The following is a 21453-nucleotide window of genomic DNA, read 5'->3' on the forward strand; positions in this document are numbered from 1 at the left end:
AGCTGAATACGTCTATTGGAGCTTTATTATTTATTGTCTTTTGTTAGTTCTTCTGATACTGATTGCCTGCTTAACTTTATAGAAACTGGAATTGACAAGATAACACTCATCAGAAGCATACCTCCTCCAACTAGAAAAATGAGAGTATAGTTAATCGCAAGTGGAGTTTGGTCAATAACTAAGACTGAAAAAGTCAAAATTAAACCGGCTAAAGTTCCCAGGCATAGACCAATTAATACATATGTTATAATTTGTGTCATAATTACTTTCATGATTCCTATAGGATGCACACCCATCACCCTTAATACGGCAAATTCTTTTCTTTTAGAATAGATGTTATTGATCAGAGTGCTAAAAGTACCTGCTAAAACTAAAATAAATATTGATGCGAGAATAACTATAAAAATTGACCACCTCTGATAAAACATTTCAGTAGCTTGTTCTACTGTTTCTCTATAGCTGTTTACCTGCAGTTCAGGATACTGCTTCTTTAAATCATTCAGGGCAGCTAAAGTACTTGCAGAGTGAGTCGGTGTAACAAATAGTTTATGGAATGTAGTGAATTCGTTCCTAAATGCTTGATTCGACCAGTCTAAATAAGCATCCCCTCTATGAATCTGACTTATTCCGCCAACGACAAAATCGTTTATAGGTAAGATTCTTTGTTGCTCCTCTGAGTAAAGTCCAAGATTCATATGATCTCCAATTTTTAATTCAAAACGTTCTGCTAAATCATTAGATATAACAATAATATCCCTATTATTTCTCTCAATAGAAGAAATAATCCCCTGTTTTTCTAACCCTTCTAAATCTGCTAATGCATAACTAAATGGTAACGGTTTTTCTTCATTTAAAAACTCAGCTTCAAACATGGTACTTACTGTACTGGCTGCTGAAATGTTTGGAAGCTCGGTTATCTTTTGTAACAATTCCTCAGGATTAATAGATGATTCATACATCAGACGACTACTCACTACAATAGAAGTGGGGTAGTCCCTTTTTAGCTGATTCAGTTCATTTTGCTGAATCGTTTTAAGTATAACCGAACCAAAAACAGCAATCATTATCAGCATACTAATTGTTAAAATGATAAATGTGTTTTTTCGTACTTGAGGCAATAAGTTTTTAATAGCAATATATGATTCTTTTCCAAGTATCCTTTGTAAAAAAGGCAGAACTCTTTTTAGGATTTCCGGAAGATAAATGGGAAATAAAGTAAAAATACTGATTAGCAAAAGTAGTGAAGCCCCGAGTATAACACCAACACTCTTTCCGTCATCTGGAACAACTGCTCCAGCTATCAGTAGTAAAATACTGATGATGCCTATCAATTTCCCCATTTTTTTCCGATTTTTTTTATAACTAAAATCCAAACTTTCATTCTCCTGAATAACTTTAAGAGGTAAAATTTTTACCACCTTAAATAACGGAATCATTAAAAACAATTGAATAATAATCGCACTAGCAGCAACTATAAAAAGGGCTGCCTTTATGTCAAACATAACCGAAGAAGTCGTAAAAGAAAATAGTTTTTCTAGCCAGCCATGCATAAATTGCTGACTCCCCCATGACAATAAAAAGCCAAATAAAACCCCAGTCAGATTTATTAAACTGCTTTGGACAAAAATAATAACGACTAGTTGTTTTGCTGTAGCTCCTATTGACCGTAAAATAGCTAACTGGTTCTTATTTTTATAAAGAAGTAAATCAAAATTAGATACAATTAAAAGCGAAGTGACACATAAAACAATAATGGATAATATCTTTACAAAAATCGTCAAAGAGTTGATATTAGATTTAAGAAATTCATCTTCTTCTACAATCGTAACTTTCACATCAGAATTATTTTCAATGATTTTATTAGACAACGCCATAAAATCTATGTTTTGTAATGTTTTTATCATCACAATGTAAGTAGGAGGCGTATCATATTCCTTCTGTTCGTGGATAAATGAAAGTACACTTTCTCTTGAAAAAATCATTCGATCTGGTGCTATTCCAGTTTCTTTTAAATCACTGATAATATCTGTCAAAATGAATGTTTTCTGCTCAATCTTGACTTGTTCTCCCACTTTTAGATTAAGTGCTTCTGCTAAGCTTTCATTCATGACAACAGATTTATTATTCAAGTCTCGGTTAAACTTATAACGACTTTTAGCTAGTGAATCATTTTCAACGCCTACTGTGTAAATATCCGCTTGTAAGGAATCTACCTGAGCCTGTGTAACAATCACCTTAGATATTTCTTCTATTTCCGGGGTCTTTTCGAGAAAACGATAAAAAGTTGATTCTGTTTCTTGCGTATATTCCACATATAAATCCATTTCACCATAAAGGTCTTTAATCTCTTGGCTAACAGTCTTTTTCGCACTTTCTGCATACAAAACAATTGTAATGAAAAGACAAACAGCAACTGCAATACCAAAAACTGAGGAAAACACGATAAATTTATTTGTTTTAAATAAACGTAAAGCTACCCCATATATTGTTTTCATACACTTTTCTTCCCTAATATATTCTGAAACTTACCCATAATCTCCTCAATATCTCCTGTTCCACTACAATGATATTCATCAATAATTTGACCATCATGAAAAAATAGTACACGATCTGCATAGGTAGCAACTAGAGGGTCATGTGTGACTAATAAAATGCTTTGCGTAAATTGTTTTTTCATATCGACAAGCACTTTCAGCACCTCAGTAGATGTATTAAAATCCAAATTACCTGTTAGTTCATCTGCTAGAATGATAGGTGGTGTTGTAATGATTGCTCTTCCAATAGCTACACGCTGTTGTTGACCTCCTGATAGCTCTACAGGGCGGTGATTCTTCCATTTTGTTAACCCCATCAACTCTATCATTTCATTCACTTTTTGTTCAATCTCTTTGCTATTGTATTTTTGTAAGATAAGTGGAAGAGTAATATTTTCAGCAACAGATAAATCCTTTAATAAATTGAAATTTTGGAAAATAAACCCTATATTCTCACGGCGATAATCCGTAGCTCTAGGTTCATCAAAAATATCATTGGAGTCTATACCATTTAGTTTTATTTTTCCCGAACTGGGTTGATCAAGTGCTCCGAGAATATTCAGTAATGTACTTTTCCCAGATCCACTTGTACCCATAATTGCAAGCATTTCACCCTTACGCAGCTGAAAACATATATTTTTGAGTGCATGTACATTTGATTCTGCACTTTCATATATCTTTGATATTTTTTCAACAGACAACACTATCTGACTATTTACCATATGTCACCTCATCAATATTCGTATCTTGATACCAACTTAATTGAGAAATATACATCTCATAATATAAACCCTTACGTAACATTAACTCTTCATAATTACCTTCTTCTACAATTTTCCCTTTATCCATCACAACAATTCTATCTGCGTATTTGGTAGGACCTAATCTATGTGAGATAGTAATACTTGTCTTATCTTTAGATAACTCGTTGAATATTCTAAATATCTCTAATTCGGATACTGGGTCCATAGCAGCGGTAGGTTCATCTAAAATAATTAAATCCGCATCTTTCATAAAGCCTCTTGCAATAGCTATCTTCTGCCACTCTCCCCCTGACAGATCTTCACCGTCTGGCATCTCACGGGTCAAATAAGTTTCTAATAAATGGTCCAAAGAATTAACTTTATCATATAAATTTACATGTTTAAGTAATCTGTATATATGACTATCATCTTCTCGTTTCTTAAGATCTCCAAATCCAATGTTATCCCTAATACTAAATTTATATTTGAAAAAATCCTGGAATATGGCGGAGATAAAAGAAAAATAATTCTCCTTTTTAATTGAACGTGTATCTATCCCATTAACGTATATAGAACCATCAGTTACTTCATATAAACCTGACAAACATTTAATTAGTGTGGTTTTCCCAGATCCGTTATACCCTACTATTGAAACTTTTTCACCTTTATTAAATGTAAGTGATAAGTCATCAAGAACTTTCTGTTTATTTGAGGGATAGGAAAAAGATATGTTTTTTAGTTCAATTTTTTGAATTTTTTCAATTTCATAGGTTAAAGCCTTTTTATCAGCATGACCCTTTTCTTGATAATTTAATATCTCTATTAAAGCTTCATTGAAAATAGCAGTTTCAAATATAGAACCCAGGTTACCACCAATTGAAGAAAAAATTGCCTGTACAGTAACAACTGATCCTAAAAGAGCGACATAATCACCAATTGTTAAGTTATTCTGTGTAATTTGTATCACCAGCAAAACTGATACGCCCAAACTAGCTAGCTGTAAAAAAAGCACAGCTAGTACCTGTGTTTTAGCTTCCCAAAATTCAACATCTAAATTTTTCTTTTGAATTTGTTTATATAAAATAGACCACCTTCCAATTAAATAGGGTCCTAAACCAAATAATTTCAATTCTTTAATTGAACTCTTGTTGATAAATAGGCTATCCGTAAATTCTAATTCTCTTGATACGGCTGATGTAGAAACTGCCATTTTATAATTCTTCAATTTAACTATAAAGATTAATATGATCCCTGGAAGAGTGGATAGAAATAAAGCTATAGGCATGGTCCAATGAATAGTTAACAAAATAACAAAAACACTAATTAAAGATATTAAATTTCTTAATACCCCAATTATAGATCCTATTACTTTAATACCATTTCCACTTATAGCTGAATTAGCTAAATTTATACGGTCAAAAAATCTGTTATTTTCATACTCCTCTAATGGCATATATATTAGTTTAGATAGCATCATCTTTTTTAAAACAAAATTTACTGTTTGTGCCATCCTACTTAGAAGATATTTTTCTATAGTTCTAATAAAGGCTTCACAATACTGTAGAACAAAGTTTAATAATAGAAGGGAAAGAGCATATTTGTAATAACTTGAATCTGTTCCGAGTTTGGTAATAGTGTCAATCGTATTTTTATTTAGTAAAATTAATATTGCTGGAATACCCGCACTTAACATAGATAATACAAAGAAGGAAATAAAGCTTATTGGATGTTCTTTATAAATATGCTTAAAAAAATACTTTTGACTTTCATAAAATACTAAAAATTTATTTTTATTTGCTTTTAAAATCATAAAATAGAATCCTCTAATTCTACAAGATTAAGTATATTGCTTACATTTATTAATCCTTTTGATATAAGCTTTTTGCTAGGATCAACTTTTATATATAAAGGAAAACCTTTTATCTCAAATTGTTCTAATAATCTCTCATCAATCAAAAAGGTTCTATTTTTATGAGAAGATTTTTTAATTTCTTTAGTGTTATTATTATTTTTTACTATAAGTAATCGTATATTTTCAAAGTATCTATCATTTAACAAATCTAATTTTTTTAAAATTTTCTTACATTCCCCACAATCTATATCTAATAGTAAATAAATGATCTTTTTTTTATTCTCAAATAGACTTACATTATTCCCTTCCAAATCTTCGATTAATAAGCTTGAGGGGATAGATAAATTTTTTTCTAAACCTACTTTATCGCTAATGCTTATTTTTTTTAGAACAAGATATAAAAGTCCCATTAAAACTATAGTTATCATTATTAAACAATATGTAGCTGTTGTTACAATAGACATTTGTTAAGTTCCTCCAGCCTATAGTTTACCCAGTAAATTATTATTTATTGTGTCGATTGTTGATCTGATGAAAATTAATGTGATTGTTCCGAGAACTGAAACTATTACAACTAGTATTAGCTCATGCAAAATTATTTTGTTATTAACAAGCATAAGAAATCCTGGCTTTTCAGTTCCTATATTTAAAAATACAATAATCAACATAATAAGAGACTGAACTATACCTCCATAACCTAACTCTGTTTTTAACAACTTCCCGAAACAAGAACAACTTTTCTTCTCTTTATTCGTTAAAGATTTAATATTCACTAGTAAAAATATTGAAAAAATTATTACTGAAATAATATTAACTAGTAAACTTTCACTTACTAAAAAAAGAGAAATGGCTAAAAAAATTTCTACAATAGAGAATAAGATACCTAAAAGTTTTGATAGCTGGAAAGAATTGAGCCCTAATTCAACAAATAAGTTTGCTGCAGAGTTAGGGGTTAACATTTTCATAACTCCCGAAAGTAATAATAGAAAACCAACAGACATGCTAAAGATCATAATAATCAAAAGACTCCTTTTTATCCTCTGTTCTCTAATCCAAATATTAGAATAAAAATAAATAAAATAAATAAATTAGTAAGTAAATTTTTTAACGATACTTCCTTTGGAACATTTAAAGGAAAGCAGCCACAGTTATTCGAAAAACTTTTATTAATATTCATAATCATTATTAACAAATAAATAGATTGTAAAAATATACCTAGAGATAAAATTATCTTTAAATTAACTGGATATAATAGACCTAACGAAAGAATAACTTCTAAGCTCAAAAAAAATGATACTACTATTCTTAATATCTTCTGTTCTTTAAAAAAATTGTAACTTTCAAAAGCTAAATAAAGTTGATAAGGTTTCCTCAATTTAGAAATACTACTTTTCAAGAAAAGTAACCCTAGGGGAATACTAACTACTTTGGTTAATATTGCGGCACTATCCATTCATTATTTCCTTTCTATCATGGAAATTTATGATTTTTTTTATAAGTGATGTAGCATCATCAAATTCAGCGAAATTAATAATTTCTGTAACTTTTCCATCTTGAAAATAGAGAATACTGGGAATAGTATTCAAACTTAATTTTTCTAAAATATTCAAATCAAACATTGTATCTCTATCAGCAAGCGAGATATCAAGAAGTAAACAACTTCTTTCTGAACTTAATTTTTGGTTGATTATTTTAAAAAGGCTTATATCATTTATGTATGTTTCTTTTGATCCTACAATAATATAGCCCTCGTATCCTTCAAGATCTAAATTGTATTTATCACTTTTTACTATATTTTTTAGAAATTTATGATTATTAGCAAGCGAATAATACGTATAAAAATAGCTAAAAATAAACACAAATATAAGAATGAAGTCTACAAAACTCATTTCCATTTTGTTTTCACCTTTATTTAAGTAGTATTGATTTTCAGATTTATTAAAGAACTGTGATATTTGTACAAGGGTTTGTTATTTATATTAGTACTTAAACAAAATTAATTAACAATTATTTGATTCACTGCTACAAGCTTTTGTCCACTTACATTGATAGACAGCAACCAATCCAGGCAACCATCCGACGTGAACTTCCTTTTTTCTAGTCGTCCAGTAAGTACCTGTTTTATCTAATGTCAAATTTTCTGCACCGAAACCACATTCACCTTGAATTAATTTTTCACTTTTTCCTAGTTTAATCATTGTTGGCTTTACATATTGCGTCATCATTATTGATAACCTCCCTCTATAAATATTGGTATATCAACGGTTTGACCCGATTTGATCACTGAAAAAATATTTTTTTCTTGTCCTTCTTTCTCGTTATTTTCTACTAATGCAATTGTTTAACAGTTGGTGGGTACGCTACGCTAACGTTAATTGGTAATCATTAACTTTCCGTTCCGTTATATGATGCACATTGGATCTCTGCGTTGCTTATGAGGACGTACCCTCCCATGTCTCTAGGCGTCTTGGTTAGCGCGTACATTCCTTCGTTCGGTCTCTTCATAAGGCAGAGGCTGGCGATGCTCCTTTAGGGACTCTTAGCTATTTGCATCGTCGAATGGGATAAATAATGCCGGCTTCTCCGTGTCATCCTCTTGATTTTGACTGTTGTTCGTACCGCTTACGCTACGCTTTGAAGCTGGGTGAAATCGTTCATCATTCGCTGGGCGTTAAACACCGTTTTCTTTTTGCACAAGGCATGTAAAATCTTCAGTAACTTGCCACACAGCACGACAATCGACTGCTTTTTACGTAGCGGATTCATGGCGCGTGTGGTGTAATGTTCGTGTAGTGCTTTAAACGCTGGATTATGCAAAATTAAGGGCATCATGACGCGGAACAGAAGCGCACGTAATTGACGTCTCCCTCGCTTCGAGATTCGTTTTTGTCCTTTCTGTTGCCCGGAAGAGTTCTCCCGTAAAGTTAACCCCGCTAGTTTGATTAATTGGCGTGGGTGATTGTATTGGGTCAAAGAACCGACTTCGGACAGGAAATTGACAATGGTCACATCGCCCATCCCAGGAACCGATGCGAGGTATTCATAATCCGTCATTTGTTTCGCTAACTCGACTAGTTGAGCGGTTAATTCGTCAAGCTGTGCCTGCATCAGCTGGTACTGCGCAAGAAGTGTGGCGATTTCAACACGGGCCATCACAAGTCCTTCCGTTAGTCCAATCGAATGAGGGGCTAGCGCGACTAATTGTTTAGCCTTTGGTAGCTGGGGACTTTTCATCCCTTCTACTTGGCGATACAGGAAGAGGAGTTCTTCCAGTGTTTTCCCTTGAATATCCATTGGGAATGGTGTTTTTTCAAGCACCGCATACGCCATTTTTCCGAAGCTTTTAAACACTTGGGTAAACTCTGGGAAAAAGCGGTCTAACCAACGAATGATGCGATTTTGAAGGGCATTTAAATCGGCTTGTATCTTGGCACGTAACGTCGCCCCATTGCGGAGTTCTGCTTCTACCCCCACTAACATCCGTGGATAACTAAAGCGGCCATCTCGCATTAAACGAGCGATGACAAGCGCGTCCTTTTGGTCATTTTTCGTTTGCAGGTTGTCATCTAATTCTTTCGAACGATTGACGTGCATCGGATTCACCATCACAAAGGGAATCCCGTAGTTTGTTAAAAACGCTGCTAGGTTCATCCAGTAGTGACCTGTTGGTTCGAAACCAACGAGGATTTCTTGTTTGCCATGCGCTGCTTTTAAGGCAAGCAAGCGTTCATAAAAGCCTTCAAATCCAATGCGTGATTGGGCAATTGGAAATGATTGTTGGAGCACACGCCCTCGGTCATCGATGGCACAAGCGAAATGTTTATGTTTGGCGATGTCGATGCCAATGACTAACGTCTGTTCAGAAACTTGATTAATTTTTTGGTTCGTATTAGAATGCATAGTGGAGTCCTCCTTGGTGAACAAATTAGGGGTCAATTCGTCGATGATTTGACACCCCGCATCATACCAAGAGGGCTCTTTTTATTCAAGTCCCCGAAAATCCTTCTAACAGGAATGCTCCTTGTTTTTCCCTTGTACAAATAATAGAATTCTCTTATATTAATTTTTGTTGCAGGAAGTATAAACACCATTTTAAGTATGTACAAAACATTCGTTTAACCGTGTACATTTTTGATTCCCAGTGTCTATTACAATTTTACTTGGAGAGGCGAGCATGATAGCCTTGTTTGGTCAGCCAGCTCTTGGAATAACTGGCTTTTGGTTAATGAATCATACGAGTAGAGGTCTCCAGGTCAAGTTGTAATTATTCATACACATGTATAGAGAAACACACTTTGAGCGAAAGTGTACATGCTTAGTCAAGCAAAAATGTACATTCTCGTGGTTCTTACGCTCTTTTGGTGAAAGCAACGACTACTTGTTTTTCGGGTATAGTATTAAAAAGGACTGATTTTCATGTTGATACCTTGGCAGGCACCTGAAAAACAGCTTTCGCTTTATTCACTTCAAACAACAGAAACAGCTGTTATCCTTTATTTACAACTGACAAAAACATATGCATTTTGTCCATCGTGTGGCTCGCAAAGTAAGCACCAACACAGTTTTTATACACGTGAACTACAAGATCTCTCCGTTGGTAGTCAACATGTTCTTATCCGTTTACAATCGAGAAAATGGTTTTGTACAGAAATTTATTGTCAACAGCGTATTTTTACAGAACGCTTTTCATGGCTTCTACCGTACGCAAGGAGAACGGAACGACTTCAACAGTTCTTAAGAAAATTAGCCTTTTCAATGAGCTGCCGACAAGCCGAGCGAGTAGCCCAATCCTACTTAAGAAGAATCAGCCACGATACTTTTCTAAGGCTGATTCGTTCAACAATGATTGCAATACCACAGACAACCGCAATTGGTATCGATGATTTCGCTTTTCGAAAAGGTCATAATTATGGGACGCTTATTTGTGATTTAAAAACACATCAACCCCTTGCCATTTTACCTAGCAGAACGAGCAAACTCATTGAATCTTGGCTTGTAGCGCGACCACATATTCAAACCGTTAGTAGGGACGGCTCTAAAACGTATCGAGAAGCCATCACCAATGCAAACGTTGCAATCCAACAAATAAGTGATCGCTGGCATTTGATTAAAAATGCAAAAGAAGCGTTAATTAAATGGCTTGATCAAAAACTGCCTGCACAAATTGAATGGTCGATTGAACCAAATCAAATAATTGAATTACCTAAAGAAAAGCCTATAGATGAACTACGCTGGCAGTTGATTCAGCAAGTACAAGACGATTACAAAGAAGGTGTACGGATTTCGTACCTAGCTAAAAAATATGAATTAAGTCGTGGCACCATTTACAAATATTTAAAACAAGTCACGCCTCCACGGAAAACAAAGCGTAAAACAAAGCCAGCACAAGCAAAGCTACAGCCCTATTATGAGTTGATTGTAGCGTATGATACCGAGCATCTTACAACCGATCAAATTCTCAAGAAAATCCGTTTAGCAGGCTACAACGGCAGTCTTTCTGCTCTTCGCCATTTTATAGAGCCTTATCGTGCAAACAAAAAGAAAGGAATTACTCAAGCGTTGATTCAACAAATTTCAAGAGCAAAAATTTCACAATGGATTTGGCGAGGTTTTCAGCAATTGAATGATGAGCAGAAGCAAGTGTTGGAGAAGTGCCAGCATCTATATTCATTTCTTGAACCACTCGAAAAAATAGTACAAGAATATCGAACTATATTCGAGAACAGAGCGATCGAGCCTTTAATCGATTGGATGCACACACAACTGGCGAATAAAAATTCACCTTTTCATAGTTATAGTACCGGACTTCGTTTAGATTTAGCGGCTGTAAAAAATGCTTTTGCATCCCCCTATTCAAATGGTTTATTGGAGGGACAAGTAAATCGATTAAAATGGATTAAACGCATGATGTATGGTCGCGCAAAACCAGATTTACTGGAAAAACGGATGCAATATCGGTTTTGATTGTATTCTGAAATAACTTTGAATTGTAGTTATACATAAGTCTGAATGTTTTCACCAACTTTGCGTAAAAACCTTCTCGTACGGACATTTATACAGGAAGTGACCAATCAATAATTTTTTGATTAATTTCAATTGGTCAACTATATTTTTTAAAGAAAACTCTTTATGTTATAGAAAGAGCATTCTTACTTTTATTCTTATACTGAATAAACCACACTTCCATCGCAAAAAGTGTCCAAAAATCCTCGCGTGTTTCTACACCATTTCTCCACTTTATTAACTCTTCATTCCAAACTTCCCTCGATACCAAGTTTAATTCATTTACAATATAAGGGTCCCCTATAGATCGGTAAATCAAATCCCAATTTTTCCTAATTCCTTTGTATGTATAAACTAAATGGGTTGTTTTGTTTCTTCGATGAATAATTTCTTTAGGCAGATAAGGTTCCATTGATTTACGAAGAATGTATTTAGTCGTTTGCCCATCCTTAAGTTTTAAATTTCCAGGAATTTTATATACGAATTCAATTAATCTTCTATCTAAGAAAGGATGATGAAGACTTGATTTAGTTAATGAACCAATGACCCTATCCGTATATAAATGTGTCTTTGCATTCGAAATTTGGAAATACATTTGTTTTTGATGATAATGCTTAATTTCTTTCATTTTTCTCTTAATCTCAAAATAATAATTGCTATTTTTAATTTGGATACTATCATTCAAAACATTTGGTAATAAGGCAAATTTTAAAAAATTATTTAAGGCAGAAGTATTAGAACCAATTGAATAGTTTGTTACGTATGAAAAAACTTCCTTTATTCTTCCTCTTTTCAAAAGATCGTTTGCTACATATAATGAACCAGTTAAAAGATGATCACCAGCATAACCACTAAGAATATTATTAAAACCTTTTTTGGCCGCCTCTAAAACAATATTAAATGTGAAGTTAAATGTAATGGTATTTACATGTGGTTCAAAAGTAAAAGGTACAGAATACGGGAAATCATCAAACATTAGAATATTGTCAAAATTCAAACTATTAGTTTTGTCGTCATATAAATCCATCAATATATTGATATAATATCTCTCATCACACTCCTCTAATTCATCAAAAACTGCACTGAAACCTTTAATTTCGGTTTCTTTTTTTTCTATGTTCTTTGCTAATGCATATATAGAAGTAGAATCTAGTCCTCCACTCAGCAGAATAGAATTCTTTTGACCTTTAGCTATTCTAGATTCTACAGCCTGACTTAAAATTGAAGAAAACTCTTCAATATACTCTTCCTCACTGATATACTGTAATGTCGTTTTTATAGATGTAAGATCCCAATACTTAATCAAATTCTGATGATTTGAATTTAGACTCAAATAATGGCCACTTGGAATTCTATTTACTTCTTTATATGGAGTTAGAACTGTGTCAATTACGCCATTTCTTAAAAAGTATTCTTTAAAATATTCTGTACTTGAATCAATTTCATAATTCGATTTTTTTAAGAGCTTAGACTGCTCCTGTGCCTGATTTTTAATTTTTTAAAATTACGTTGCGTTGTTTTGAAGCTGTCAAAATACATTCATACGATCGACTGCTAATTTGCAGGCATTATAAATAAACGTCACGAGATTGAAGTGCAGTTTGGCTTTTCTACCGGTTCTGTGGCGGACGTTGTTTAACTGAAAGAATTGCTTTAAATAGGCATTTACTCGTTCGACAGCTGTGCGTTCCTTATAAATTGCTTTCCATACTACGGAGCCACGTGCTGGATACGTGTATTTGCGGAGATCTGTTTCACATTTAATTTTAAATACCTTTTGACAGAGCGAATCCTCACGTAATGGACAGGTTGCGCATTCTTTTGGACGCGTGAACTTAAGCGTCTGATATTTTTCATCAAAGCTGTCGTAACAGTAGCTATGTTCACGCACACAGGTTGGACGGAAATGCTCATCAAAACCAACCATTTCGCCTTCGCGTCTTTTCACATAAGGAATCACAGGTTTCATCTCATGTATCCATATTTGGCGATAAATCGCTTCATAATCATAGCCCGCATCGAAAATGGCCGTTGTGAAATGGTTAGGCATGATGTGATTCACCTTTTTTAGTAACGGAATCGCCGCTTTACTATCACTCAGATTTCCGGAAGACATCAGACGCGCCACGATATACTGGCTTTTTGTCGAAACAGCTAAATGCCCTTTAAAGCCGTACCAGAATGTGTTTTTACCATCGCTATTTTTCTTAATGCCCCACTTTGGTTCAATGGGAATTTCTTGCCAAAGAGTCATCAATGGAATGGTTATTTGTACTTCCAACTTCTTTTCATAAGTCGTTTGATTCGCTTCGATTTCGGCTTGTTCAGCGAGCCAGGCAGCACGTTCTTCCTTTGATTTACGCCCCCGTTTTTTCGGAGCGATTTCTTTTTTCTCAGAAGGTTTTGCGGCATCTCTCGCTTCAAAATGTGTCGCGTCAAAACCAAGATGTTCTTCTTCAAGAAAACCTTCTGTAAAAGCAGTCTGAATCAGTTCATCGTGCATGCGATCTAACACATCTGATTGACTAATCGCGTCGACCATACGTGAATACGAGGCTTCAGATGGCACGGTGTCCGAAACTAAAAAGCCACAATCTAAACGAAAGACAAAATCAACCGTTAAACGATTGACCAAATCTTTAACGGTTGGGATACGCTCGACAATGCGAATAATCAATGATTGAATCATCGCCCCGTAATTACATTCACGTGGAGCACCACGCATCGTCTTCTTTCGAAATAGCTGAAAGATCGGCTGCACATCGAAAGTGGCTAAAATCGCATCAAAACGACGAGAACTTTCCATTTTCAATAATTCATGGATGTCAAAAAGGCTCATTTGTTTTACAATCGTCATAGGGCATTCACCTCTTGGTTGATTTTGGTTTGGTCACTTAAATTATACCAAAATGGGGAGGTGCCCGTTTTTTATTGTCTTGAAACCCTTGGGAGACAAGGGGTTAGAATTATGAAATTAACTCACTTATATCATTAAAATTAAAATAAGGTTGTAGAAGGAAGATATCACTAGCGATAACATATCCATAATCTTTTCTTAACCAAAAAATTGTTTTTACTCCAATTTGATCTCTAACAATGTAAAATTTGAATTTCACTATATCGATCAAAACAAATGAAAATTCCCCTACTAAATCTTTTACACAATCTATCCCATTTTTGTTATACATATGAGATATAATTTCTTGGTCTTCGATATTCTTATGTATCCTATATTTTTCAAATAACTCACTTTTATTATGTATCGATATATCTCCAAGAATAAGAATATTTTTAAAATTGATCTTAGTTTTTGCTACCTTATTAAGGTCTGTATAACAAAAGTAAAACTCATCAATCTTTTCATATATACTCGCAGCACTCACATTGTATTCTGTTGATAGTATATCTTCATATGTCTTCCTCTCAATCGGTACTCCTACCGTTGCTAAAAACCATTTAATTTTAACCACCGTCCCTTTCATATTTTGTATTCATAATAATCTTGAAATGAGCTGTATCTTCCTCATCATATAAAAAGTTCATATCATTATAAACAAGCCAAGCATGTGCTGCGAATGGATATTTTCTTATTCCAATTGCTATTTCGACTGGAATAGCATATTTTTTTCTGAGTAATCTGTAACCTAAAAATGACTTCTGGATACAATCTGCTTTTCTCGGATACCAAGTACACACAATATCCATCATTTCTAAATATTCCTCGATGGCATTCTTATCACTTTCATTATTTACAACCATTATTTCTTTTACATTATTAAATTTTTGAGAATAATTTTTAAAAGTTTTATTGAAACCTTTATAGGATAATTCAATATCAAAAACAATCAAATGTATGAGTATGGATAGAAAAAGGTGTATTTTCCTAATCATTTATTTCTATCACTCCTGCTTTCTCTAATTCATTGATAAATTCAGTTACATCTATATATATTTCGTCTTTATCCACATTAAAAACCCTGACTAAACTTTTAAAAATGGCTTCTAACTCTTGGTGCTTAGATATTTCTCTCCATATAATAGAGCCAATATAATCTAGTGCATAAAAGCTGTTTTCTACAATATTAATTATTATAATTTCTTCCTCTTCTTCATATGTAATGATATTCTTATTGGTTTTTATCTCCATAAAACTACCTCTTAATTTAATTTTTTTTTTTGGTTATAGCTCAAATTTTATTATTTTTGTAGTAGTACTATTGAGAACGTTGAACTTAGATATGTAATTTGCTAGCTAAATCATATCTTACATGTAGAATACACAAAAAATTTATTACACAGCTTATTTTTCCCTTAAAAATAACTTATTCTTCCTAAACACTAGACTTTTCGACATTCTGAATTATTAGGAAGAAAAAACAGCATTTCAGGAATTTTTATCCCATTTTTTATAAAATTTATGTAGAATAGGAAGGTAAAGGGGGCATTTATGAAATATATAGAAAATCATTTAGTCAATCTATTCACGTTTGAATCCCATACCCAAACGGAGAGGCTAAAAATTGAATATGGTGTTAAAGTAATTGTGTCAGAGGCAAGTAGACTGTTTGTTGTCTATATGATTACCATTTTAATAGGGTGTTTAGTAGAAGTCCTTATTACTCATCTAACCTTTTATATATTAAGACAAGTATGCTTTGGCTATCATTTTCCAACAAGTAAACAATGTCTAATAGGAAGTATTTTATTATTTCCTATCCTATGTAAGCTGACTACATATATAGAGGTAGATATACTATTTTTGTATATAGTGACATTCCTAAGCTTATTATTAATAGTAGTTTTAGCACCCCGAGGTACTAAAAAACACTCTATTCTTAATGCTGCACATAGAGACTATTTGAAAAAGAAAATCTATCAACGTGCTATCATTTTATACGGTATCTATTTACTATTTCCTAATAATTTACTAAAATTCATTACATTAGGTATTTTTTTAGAGCTTTTCATGCTTTTATTAGAAATCTATAATCAGAAGAAGGAGACTGTTTAATATGAATTATCTTGAAACAATTATTAAAAAAATGTCAAATCTTATTATGTCTATCACTCAAAAGGATATGGTTTATGTTTGTAGAGCCTTTGCTTATGAAGAAGAATTACCTGATACTTTAAAAAAAGAACATCCCTTCCATCAAGGTTAATTCATTATGCTTTTATTCATAGTAAGAGATTTCACACTTGCGTTTGGAGCATTGTTCTACCTGCTCACTATCCGACCAACTAAAACAATGCTTGTGCAATCTGTTAGCTTTGTAGTAATACCATCTTGCTTACTATTAATATATGTTCCACAACTTATTGCTATCGGCTATTTATTCATTGCAGCTAGTTGGTTATTTTACTCATTCAAAAAAAATGTTATAACCATTTTTGATGTAATCGTTGTTCTAATGCTTATGGTTTTTTCAGATAATTTAGCACAGCTTATCAATAATCAACTTAATACTCATTCAGTCTTATTTGAAACACTTTGGTTTATACTATGCTTTATATCACTCAGCATCCTATATAAAATCTTTATAAAAAAGAGGTTATATTTGCTGCTTCTTCCTTTCAAAATACAACTATTACTAATTTTTATTGGGAGCCTAACACTTATTATGTTCTACCTAAATGTCTTCTTTTTAGGTGTACAGGATAATAAAGCATTAACGACAGCGAATTTCTTTATTCAAATTATCTATATTGTATTAGTTGTACTAGCTGTTTCTTTATTTATTAAAGGTCTTCAGCAAATGCAAATGATCCGACAAAAGGAAATAGCACAGCAGCAGTTTTTTGATTATATGCAGGCGTTGGAGCAAGTGAATACAGATATGCAAAAGTTTCGCCATGATTATATAAATATTTTAATGTCGTTACAAGATTATATAGAAAATAAGGATTTACAGGGGTTACAGCACTATTTTTATACGGATATTATGCAAATGGAGCAGCAGACTTTATTTCAAAGTAAGATGATTGGTACATTGGAAAATTTAGAAGTTGTTGAGCTAAAAGGCTTGCTATCCTCAAAGCTATTATTTGCAAATCGTTTACAACAAAAACTTGTCATAGAAATTCCGCAGACGATATCCTCTGTTAGGATGAACCTTATTGACTTAACAAGGGTACTTGGCATTTTAATTGATAACGCGATTGAAGCAAGTGTAGAGATCGCTAATTCTGTCGTACACGTTGCTATTCTACACTCTCACGAACAAGCTGTGGTTATTATCATTGATAATCCCTTACAAGATGCTAATTTAAATATTTCTACTATCTTTGATTATCACGCCTCCTCTAAAGGAGAAGGGCGCGGTATTGGTTTAGTCAATGTCGAAGAAATCTTAAAAAATTATCCGAATGTTACATTAAATACGCGTATTGACAAACAATACTTTATTCAGGAACTACAAATTTTTTAGGGGGAATCTATTGTGAAAATTGTTATTTGTGAGGATGATGTACGACAACGAAAATTTTTACAATCAACGATTATCCACTCTTCTTTATTTCAATATGAGGATGTTGAAATTGCATTAGTTGCCTCCAATCCATCGGAGGTCTTTACCTACTTACAGGACAATCGAGCGGATTGTTTTTTACTAGATATTGAGCTTCAGCATGAGATAAACGGCTTAGAGCTAGCGAATGTTATACGTGAAAAAGACCCCTTAGCCACTATTATCTTTATTACAACCTATGCTGATAAATTAAGGTTAACCTTTACTTATAAAATTGCAGCATTGGATTTCATCGTGAAAAATGAGCCTAATTTAGCCGAAAACTTAATCAAAACTTTACAGATTGCCTATCAAAAACATCAAAGCATACACACCCAAAATATAGGCAAGCATTTTCAAATGAAGATAGGTGAGTATGTGAAGCTCATTCCCTTTGAGGATATTTATTGTTTTGCTACATCGGCCAACTCTCATAAAATTAAGATGCAGGAAAAAAGCGGTGTATATGAGTTTTTCAATAATTTAACGGATATTGAACAGCAACTGGATGAACGCTTTTTCCGCTGTCATCGAGGGTATATTGTCAATTTGCAGCAGATTCAAAAGATTGACATAACAATGCGCACAATTACATTGAAAAATAGTTCTATTTGCTACTATTCACTGCGCTATAAAAAAGCACTCAGGAAAGCACTCTCTTCTACCTCAACTATTATCTTTGAATAGTACTAGTACGATATTATTCTCAAAGAGGATGAAAAAAGGATTTGGAACATGGCTCCCAAATCCTTTTTATATTGTACTTAATGCCTAATCTTATTATAGCATTTGCTTTTTCCACTGCACTAACAGATCCTCAAACTTAGCAATATCCATTTTCAATGTGACCTGTTTAGCTGAACATCGTTTTTTCGCCTTAGTCCACGCTTCCTCTAAAGCAGGTAAATAGCTTAAATTTTTCGTAGCCGCCACTAGTTGGAAAAAAATATTGCCCTGAATATAGTGCCAGCGGGGGTTCATCCCGTCTAAATGAATCGCTTCTTCAATCAGGCGTAATGCCAAGTACGGATTGCCCTCTGTACGGTTTAAAAATTGAGCAAATGCGCCCCAGTATAGTGCCTTATTTGGTTGTAGCTTAATCGCCTCTGCAAATTGCAGCATCGCTTTATCATGCTCTTTTGTCAGAACATAGTATTCTGCCATCGTGTAATAGGCGGTTGCCTGTGCTGCCACCTCTCCTGCCAATAATTCATCGACTACGTTGCCAAACTGTTCATGATCCTTACTACCTATATAGGCAGCGAGGACATCTCGTTCAGGGTACGAGCCATCTGTTCGTTCCACACTTTGCTTTACCTTGTCATTCGTTGGAATAGGCATATTGGCATAACCATTCGCCTCAAGTAATGCAATATGCTGTTGGAGGAGCTGACGACTCTCATCCGCTATCGCTGGATCTTGGCTTAGTATGGCTTTTGCTAATTGATAGCTGTCCTTTACTTGCCCACTCACAAATAAATCATTGACTTGTTGAACTTGCTCATCCATCTGTTTTACCACGCTTAAAATCCTCACCTTCGCCAAACAAAAAATCTTATTGCCAGTGTACCATCTTTAGAGGGGAAGCAAAAGGTAGCCTTTCTACAATTATTTTAATTGAAAGGCCTTTACATGCTGCTCTAGTGTATGAGCCATCTGAGTGGTTTCATTAGAGCCTTTTGCTACCTCATCAATGCTTGCTGTTGTTTGCTGCGCAGCTACAGTAATCATATTCATCGTTTCTTCTATATCCCGTATCGATTCAGTGAGTTGTTGAATCATTTGCACAATTCGATCTGATTTTTCATTTTCCTTCGTCAACGCATTGGAAATCGCAATCATTTCTTCTACGGTTGTAGCAACGGCAGTAGAGATATCTCCCAAAGATTGCGCTGTTAAAAGGACGGTTTCTGTCCCTTTTTCAATATATTGCGTATTATCATTTGTTGATGCCATTACTTGCTGTACATGCTTCATAATATCCTGAATAAGCTGTTCAACCTGTAAAACCTCTTGATTTGACTGCTCCGCAAGCTTGCGTACCTCCTCCGCAACAACCGCAAAGCCCTTGCCATGCTCGCCTGCTCTAGCTGCCTCGATGGAAGCGTTTAGCGCTAATAGATTCGTTTGGGAGGCAATGCTTGCGATAGATGTGGTAATCGCTTGAATTTTTGTTGCAGATGTCACTAGGTTTTCGACCGTTTGTTTTACTTCATCTGAGCCTTTATGGATTAATGTCATATCATGGCTAATATCCTTTGCCAGTCGCTCACCCTCTGTTGCAAGTTGCATTGTTGCTTGCGCATTGTGGGCACTATTAGTAGCATTACTTTGAATTCCTTGTAGGTCCTTCGCTAATGAAGTAAGAACATCCGTGGCATTTTCAGCATGATGCATTCCTGCTGTTACCGCGCTGGATGCTTCTTCAATATTATTGGCTACACCTTGAATTGTATTTGTCATATCGTTCAAGGTAGCAGCCGTTTCATCTGCATTCGTTACTAATGTTACAGAGGTTGAACGCATCATCATAATCATATTTTGTAAACTAGCTGTCATCTGATTCAGGGTATTGGCTAAATCTCCCACCTCGTCCTTACTGTTTACCTTTGTTTCTGCCACTGCTAAATTGCCGCTCGCAATCTCTTTTGCCTGCTGAATTAAAACACTAATAGGTCTGACTTTACGACGAATTAAAAAGCCCGTAATAATAGATGCAAGAAGCATTGGGAAAATACTAATTAAGATGCCACTTCTCACTACATCCCAAGTGCGTTCTTTTACAATATTGGCATCAAAATCAATGACACTGATAGCAATAATTTCTTTGCTTGGATCATGATCCTGATAAATTGGTGCATAACCAGATAAACGCTCCATATCAGCAAAATCATAAGGCTGTGAATAGGCTGGATGTCCATGTGTCAGCAGCATATCCATAGCTTCTTTATCGAGATAGAATGAATCACCAGGTGCGTAACCCTTCTCTGCTAAATTATTATCAAGCGCCAATATTGTGCCATCAAGCGCTAAAATATATTGTGTTTGAAAAATATCTTTATGGTCCGTTGTCCAATTTAAATCATTACCAATACGTGCCTGTGCCTCTTTATCGCCACGAATTGCCTTGCTTAGTTCTTCTGGTTTAATCAACCCTGTTGTAATATTGGCACATCCGTAGGCCTCTACACCGGCAGCATCATACAGTTTATTGTAAGCAGTTATGTATGTAGCAAACGATGTAATCCCTAGCATCACCACTAAAATACCAGCGATAATCGTTCCAAGCTGAAAAGTTAATGAATTGCGTAAGTTCACGATTCATCCTCTCCCCTTTCCTGTCATACTCATATAAGTACTCTCTGTTAGTTCCCATCATACTACAAAAAGATGTACTAAAAAAGCATCTTTAAAAATTCTAGCAAGCGAAAGTATTGGATAAAAATTCTGAATTATGAGATAATTGATAAAGTATATCTTTTAAACAGACTGACAATTACATCTATAGGAGGGCTTGTTTATGACTAGACGTTTTCATTTGATAGCACTTATTATAGGGAATTTATGCATAATTGGAGCTATTTTTATTTATGCCCTACAAAGTCAAGTGCAAATAGCCCTCAGCACATATGCTCTGGTGATCGGTTGTTTAAGTGCCTTACTGCTTATCTTCTTTTATATATGGGGAGATGAAAACCAGCAATATCCCATTAAGTAAGGGTCTTTTCATGATATTCTCCTGTGAATCTATCGTACAATTGTAGAAAAATAAATTTTTTTATAGAAATTTTAAAACAATGATTGAGTAGTATAGC

General features: G+C 34.1%; 21 protein-coding genes. 6 read left to right on the forward strand and 15 right to left on the reverse strand.

What is annotated here, in order from left to right; translation table 11 throughout:
- Nucleotides 1-26 precede the first annotated feature (26 nt).
- From MHB44_RS13400 to MHB44_RS13435, 8 genes are all read right to left on the reverse strand, one after another.
- On the reverse strand, nucleotides 27-2495 hold the full coding sequence (locus tag MHB44_RS13400; RefSeq protein WP_053994497.1) for an FtsX-like permease family protein: 2469 nt from the start codon (nucleotides 2493-2495) through the stop codon (nucleotides 27-29).
- Nucleotides 2492-3256 carry an ABC transporter ATP-binding protein gene (locus MHB44_RS13405; protein ID WP_053994496.1) on the reverse strand — a complete coding sequence of 255 codons (765 nt, stop codon included), beginning with the start codon at nucleotides 3254-3256 and terminating at the stop codon, nucleotides 2492-2494. Before MHB44_RS13405 ends, MHB44_RS13400 begins: the two co-directional genes overlap by 4 nt.
- Complete coding sequence (locus MHB44_RS13410) at nucleotides 3246-5087, reverse strand: ABC transporter ATP-binding protein (protein WP_341299572.1); 1842 nt, start codon at nucleotides 5085-5087, stop codon at nucleotides 3246-3248. The genes MHB44_RS13405 and MHB44_RS13410 overlap by 11 nt, the downstream gene beginning before the upstream one ends.
- Complete coding sequence (locus tag MHB44_RS13415) at nucleotides 5084-5593, reverse strand: hypothetical protein (RefSeq protein WP_053994494.1); 510 nt, start codon at nucleotides 5591-5593, stop codon at nucleotides 5084-5086. Before MHB44_RS13415 ends, MHB44_RS13410 begins: the two co-directional genes overlap by 4 nt.
- A gap of 18 nt (nucleotides 5594-5611) precedes the next feature.
- Nucleotides 5612-6142, reverse strand: coding sequence for a MauE/DoxX family redox-associated membrane protein (locus MHB44_RS13420; protein WP_053994493.1), 531 nt, complete (start codon nucleotides 6140-6142; stop codon nucleotides 5612-5614).
- 432 nt (nucleotides 6143-6574) lie between these two features.
- Nucleotides 6575-7024: a hypothetical protein gene (locus MHB44_RS13425; protein WP_053994491.1), complete on the reverse strand. Its 450-nt coding sequence runs from the start codon at nucleotides 7022-7024 to the stop codon at nucleotides 6575-6577.
- A gap of 105 nt (nucleotides 7025-7129) precedes the next feature.
- The gene (locus MHB44_RS13430; RefSeq protein WP_053994490.1) at nucleotides 7130-7354 is read right to left on the reverse strand and encodes a hypothetical protein; all 225 of its coding nucleotides are present in this window, start codon (nucleotides 7352-7354) and stop codon (nucleotides 7130-7132) included.
- Nucleotides 7355-7751: 397 nt separating this feature from the next.
- On the reverse strand, nucleotides 7752-9029 hold the full coding sequence (locus MHB44_RS13435; protein ID WP_341299573.1) for an IS110 family transposase: 1278 nt from the start codon (nucleotides 9027-9029) through the stop codon (nucleotides 7752-7754).
- Nucleotides 9030-9545: 516 nt separating this feature from the next.
- On the opposite strand from MHB44_RS13435, the gene MHB44_RS13440 reads away from it, so the two are divergent.
- Nucleotides 9546-11093, forward strand: coding sequence for an ISL3 family transposase (locus MHB44_RS13440; RefSeq protein ID WP_053994489.1), 1548 nt, complete (start codon nucleotides 9546-9548; stop codon nucleotides 11091-11093).
- Nucleotides 11094-11256: 163 nt separating this feature from the next.
- Here the strand turns inward: MHB44_RS13440 and MHB44_RS13445 are convergent, their stop codons facing one another.
- From MHB44_RS13445 to MHB44_RS13465, 5 genes are all read right to left on the reverse strand, one after another.
- Nucleotides 11257-12465 carry an asparagine synthase C-terminal domain-containing protein gene (locus tag MHB44_RS13445; protein ID WP_053994488.1) on the reverse strand — a complete coding sequence of 403 codons (1209 nt, stop codon included), beginning with the start codon at nucleotides 12463-12465 and terminating at the stop codon, nucleotides 11257-11259.
- A gap of 195 nt (nucleotides 12466-12660) precedes the next feature.
- Nucleotides 12661-13989 (reverse strand): transposase, encoded by a 1329-nt coding sequence (locus MHB44_RS13450; RefSeq protein WP_053993626.1) that lies wholly within the window; start codon nucleotides 13987-13989, stop codon nucleotides 12661-12663.
- Nucleotides 13990-14098: 109 nt separating this feature from the next.
- Nucleotides 14099-14614 (reverse strand): hypothetical protein, encoded by a 516-nt coding sequence (locus MHB44_RS13455; protein WP_341299574.1) that lies wholly within the window; start codon nucleotides 14612-14614, stop codon nucleotides 14099-14101.
- Nucleotides 14595-15023, reverse strand: coding sequence for a lasso peptide biosynthesis B2 protein (locus tag MHB44_RS13460; protein ID WP_053994485.1), 429 nt, complete (start codon nucleotides 15021-15023; stop codon nucleotides 14595-14597). The genes MHB44_RS13455 and MHB44_RS13460 overlap by 20 nt, the downstream gene beginning before the upstream one ends.
- Nucleotides 15016-15279 (reverse strand): PqqD family protein, encoded by a 264-nt coding sequence (locus MHB44_RS13465; protein ID WP_341299575.1) that lies wholly within the window; start codon nucleotides 15277-15279, stop codon nucleotides 15016-15018. Before MHB44_RS13465 ends, MHB44_RS13460 begins: the two co-directional genes overlap by 8 nt.
- Nucleotides 15280-15579: 300 nt before the next feature.
- On the opposite strand from MHB44_RS13465, the gene MHB44_RS13470 reads away from it, so the two are divergent.
- The 4 genes from MHB44_RS13470 to MHB44_RS13485 all read left to right on the forward strand — a co-directional run bounded on the left by MHB44_RS13470 (nucleotide 15580) and on the right by MHB44_RS13485 (nucleotide 18325).
- Nucleotides 15580-16143 (forward strand): accessory gene regulator B family protein, encoded by a 564-nt coding sequence (locus tag MHB44_RS13470; RefSeq protein WP_053994483.1) that lies wholly within the window; start codon nucleotides 15580-15582, stop codon nucleotides 16141-16143.
- A gap of 1 nt (nucleotide 16144) precedes the next feature.
- Nucleotides 16145-16294: a cyclic lactone autoinducer peptide gene (locus MHB44_RS13475; protein WP_152927980.1), complete on the forward strand. Its 150-nt coding sequence runs from the start codon at nucleotides 16145-16147 to the stop codon at nucleotides 16292-16294.
- Between the two features lie 459 nt (nucleotides 16295-16753).
- On the forward strand, nucleotides 16754-17560 hold the full coding sequence (locus MHB44_RS13480) for a GHKL domain-containing protein (RefSeq protein WP_161804061.1): 807 nt from the start codon (nucleotides 16754-16756) through the stop codon (nucleotides 17558-17560).
- A gap of 12 nt (nucleotides 17561-17572) precedes the next feature.
- Nucleotides 17573-18325: a LytTR family DNA-binding domain-containing protein gene (locus MHB44_RS13485; protein ID WP_341299576.1), complete on the forward strand. Its 753-nt coding sequence runs from the start codon at nucleotides 17573-17575 to the stop codon at nucleotides 18323-18325.
- Between the two features lie 93 nt (nucleotides 18326-18418).
- Here MHB44_RS13485 and MHB44_RS13490 read toward each other — a convergent pair whose 3' ends face one another.
- Both MHB44_RS13490 and MHB44_RS13495 read right to left on the reverse strand, forming a co-directional pair.
- Entirely contained in the window at nucleotides 18419-19159 is a 741-nt protein-coding gene (locus MHB44_RS13490; protein ID WP_235473375.1) for a hypothetical protein, read from the reverse strand.
- An 87-nt stretch (nucleotides 19160-19246) separates the two neighbouring features.
- Nucleotides 19247-20956, reverse strand: a complete 1710-nt coding sequence (locus MHB44_RS13495; protein WP_341299577.1) for a methyl-accepting chemotaxis protein — start codon at nucleotides 20954-20956, stop codon at nucleotides 19247-19249.
- 202 nt (nucleotides 20957-21158) lie between these two features.
- On the opposite strand from MHB44_RS13495, the gene MHB44_RS13500 reads away from it, so the two are divergent.
- Nucleotides 21159-21356, forward strand: a complete 198-nt coding sequence (locus MHB44_RS13500; RefSeq protein ID WP_053994479.1) for a hypothetical protein — start codon at nucleotides 21159-21161, stop codon at nucleotides 21354-21356.
- Nucleotides 21357-21453 lie beyond the last annotated feature (97 nt).

The sequence above is a fragment of the Lysinibacillus sp. FSL H8-0500 genome (genome assembly GCF_038051955.1).
GTDB lineage: Bacteria > Bacillota > Bacilli > Bacillales_A > Planococcaceae > Lysinibacillus > Lysinibacillus macroides.

What these genes read in the sequence shown, in the direction of transcription:
- MHB44_RS13470 (WP_053994483.1), top strand. Translation starts at nt 15,580, where the DNA reads ATGAAATATATAGAAAATCATTTAGTCAATCTATTCACGTTTGAATCC.
- MHB44_RS13435 (WP_341299573.1), bottom strand. Translation starts at nt 9,029, where the DNA reads ATGCATTCTAATACGAACCAAAAAATTAATCAAGTTTCTGAACAGACG.
- MHB44_RS13460 (WP_053994485.1), bottom strand. Translation starts at nt 15,023, where the DNA reads ATGATTAGGAAAATACACCTTTTTCTATCCATACTCATACATTTGATT.
- MHB44_RS13450 (WP_053993626.1), bottom strand. Translation starts at nt 13,989, where the DNA reads ATGACGATTGTAAAACAAATGAGCCTTTTTGACATCCATGAATTATTG.
- MHB44_RS13440 (WP_053994489.1), top strand. Translation starts at nt 9,546, where the DNA reads ATGTTGATACCTTGGCAGGCACCTGAAAAACAGCTTTCGCTTTATTCA.
- MHB44_RS13420 (WP_053994493.1), bottom strand. Translation starts at nt 6,142, where the DNA reads ATGATCTTTAGCATGTCTGTTGGTTTTCTATTATTACTTTCGGGAGTT.
- MHB44_RS13400 (WP_053994497.1), bottom strand. Translation starts at nt 2,495, where the DNA reads ATGAAAACAATATATGGGGTAGCTTTACGTTTATTTAAAACAAATAAA.
- MHB44_RS13465 (WP_341299575.1), bottom strand. Translation starts at nt 15,279, where the DNA reads ATGGAGATAAAAACCAATAAGAATATCATTACATATGAAGAAGAGGAA.
- MHB44_RS13480 (WP_161804061.1), top strand. Translation starts at nt 16,754, where the DNA reads ATGTTCTACCTAAATGTCTTCTTTTTAGGTGTACAGGATAATAAAGCA.
- MHB44_RS13455 (WP_341299574.1), bottom strand. Translation starts at nt 14,614, where the DNA reads ATGAAAGGGACGGTGGTTAAAATTAAATGGTTTTTAGCAACGGTAGGA.
- MHB44_RS13415 (WP_053994494.1), bottom strand. Translation starts at nt 5,593, where the DNA reads ATGTCTATTGTAACAACAGCTACATATTGTTTAATAATGATAACTATA.
- MHB44_RS13410 (WP_341299572.1), bottom strand. Translation starts at nt 5,087, where the DNA reads ATGATTTTAAAAGCAAATAAAAATAAATTTTTAGTATTTTATGAAAGT.
- MHB44_RS13500 (WP_053994479.1), top strand. Translation starts at nt 21,159, where the DNA reads ATGACTAGACGTTTTCATTTGATAGCACTTATTATAGGGAATTTATGC.
- MHB44_RS13425 (WP_053994491.1), bottom strand. Translation starts at nt 7,024, where the DNA reads ATGGAAATGAGTTTTGTAGACTTCATTCTTATATTTGTGTTTATTTTT.
- MHB44_RS13405 (WP_053994496.1), bottom strand. Translation starts at nt 3,256, where the DNA reads ATGGTAAATAGTCAGATAGTGTTGTCTGTTGAAAAAATATCAAAGATA.
- MHB44_RS13430 (WP_053994490.1), bottom strand. Translation starts at nt 7,354, where the DNA reads ATGATGACGCAATATGTAAAGCCAACAATGATTAAACTAGGAAAAAGT.
- MHB44_RS13475 (WP_152927980.1), top strand. Translation starts at nt 16,145, where the DNA reads ATGAATTATCTTGAAACAATTATTAAAAAAATGTCAAATCTTATTATG.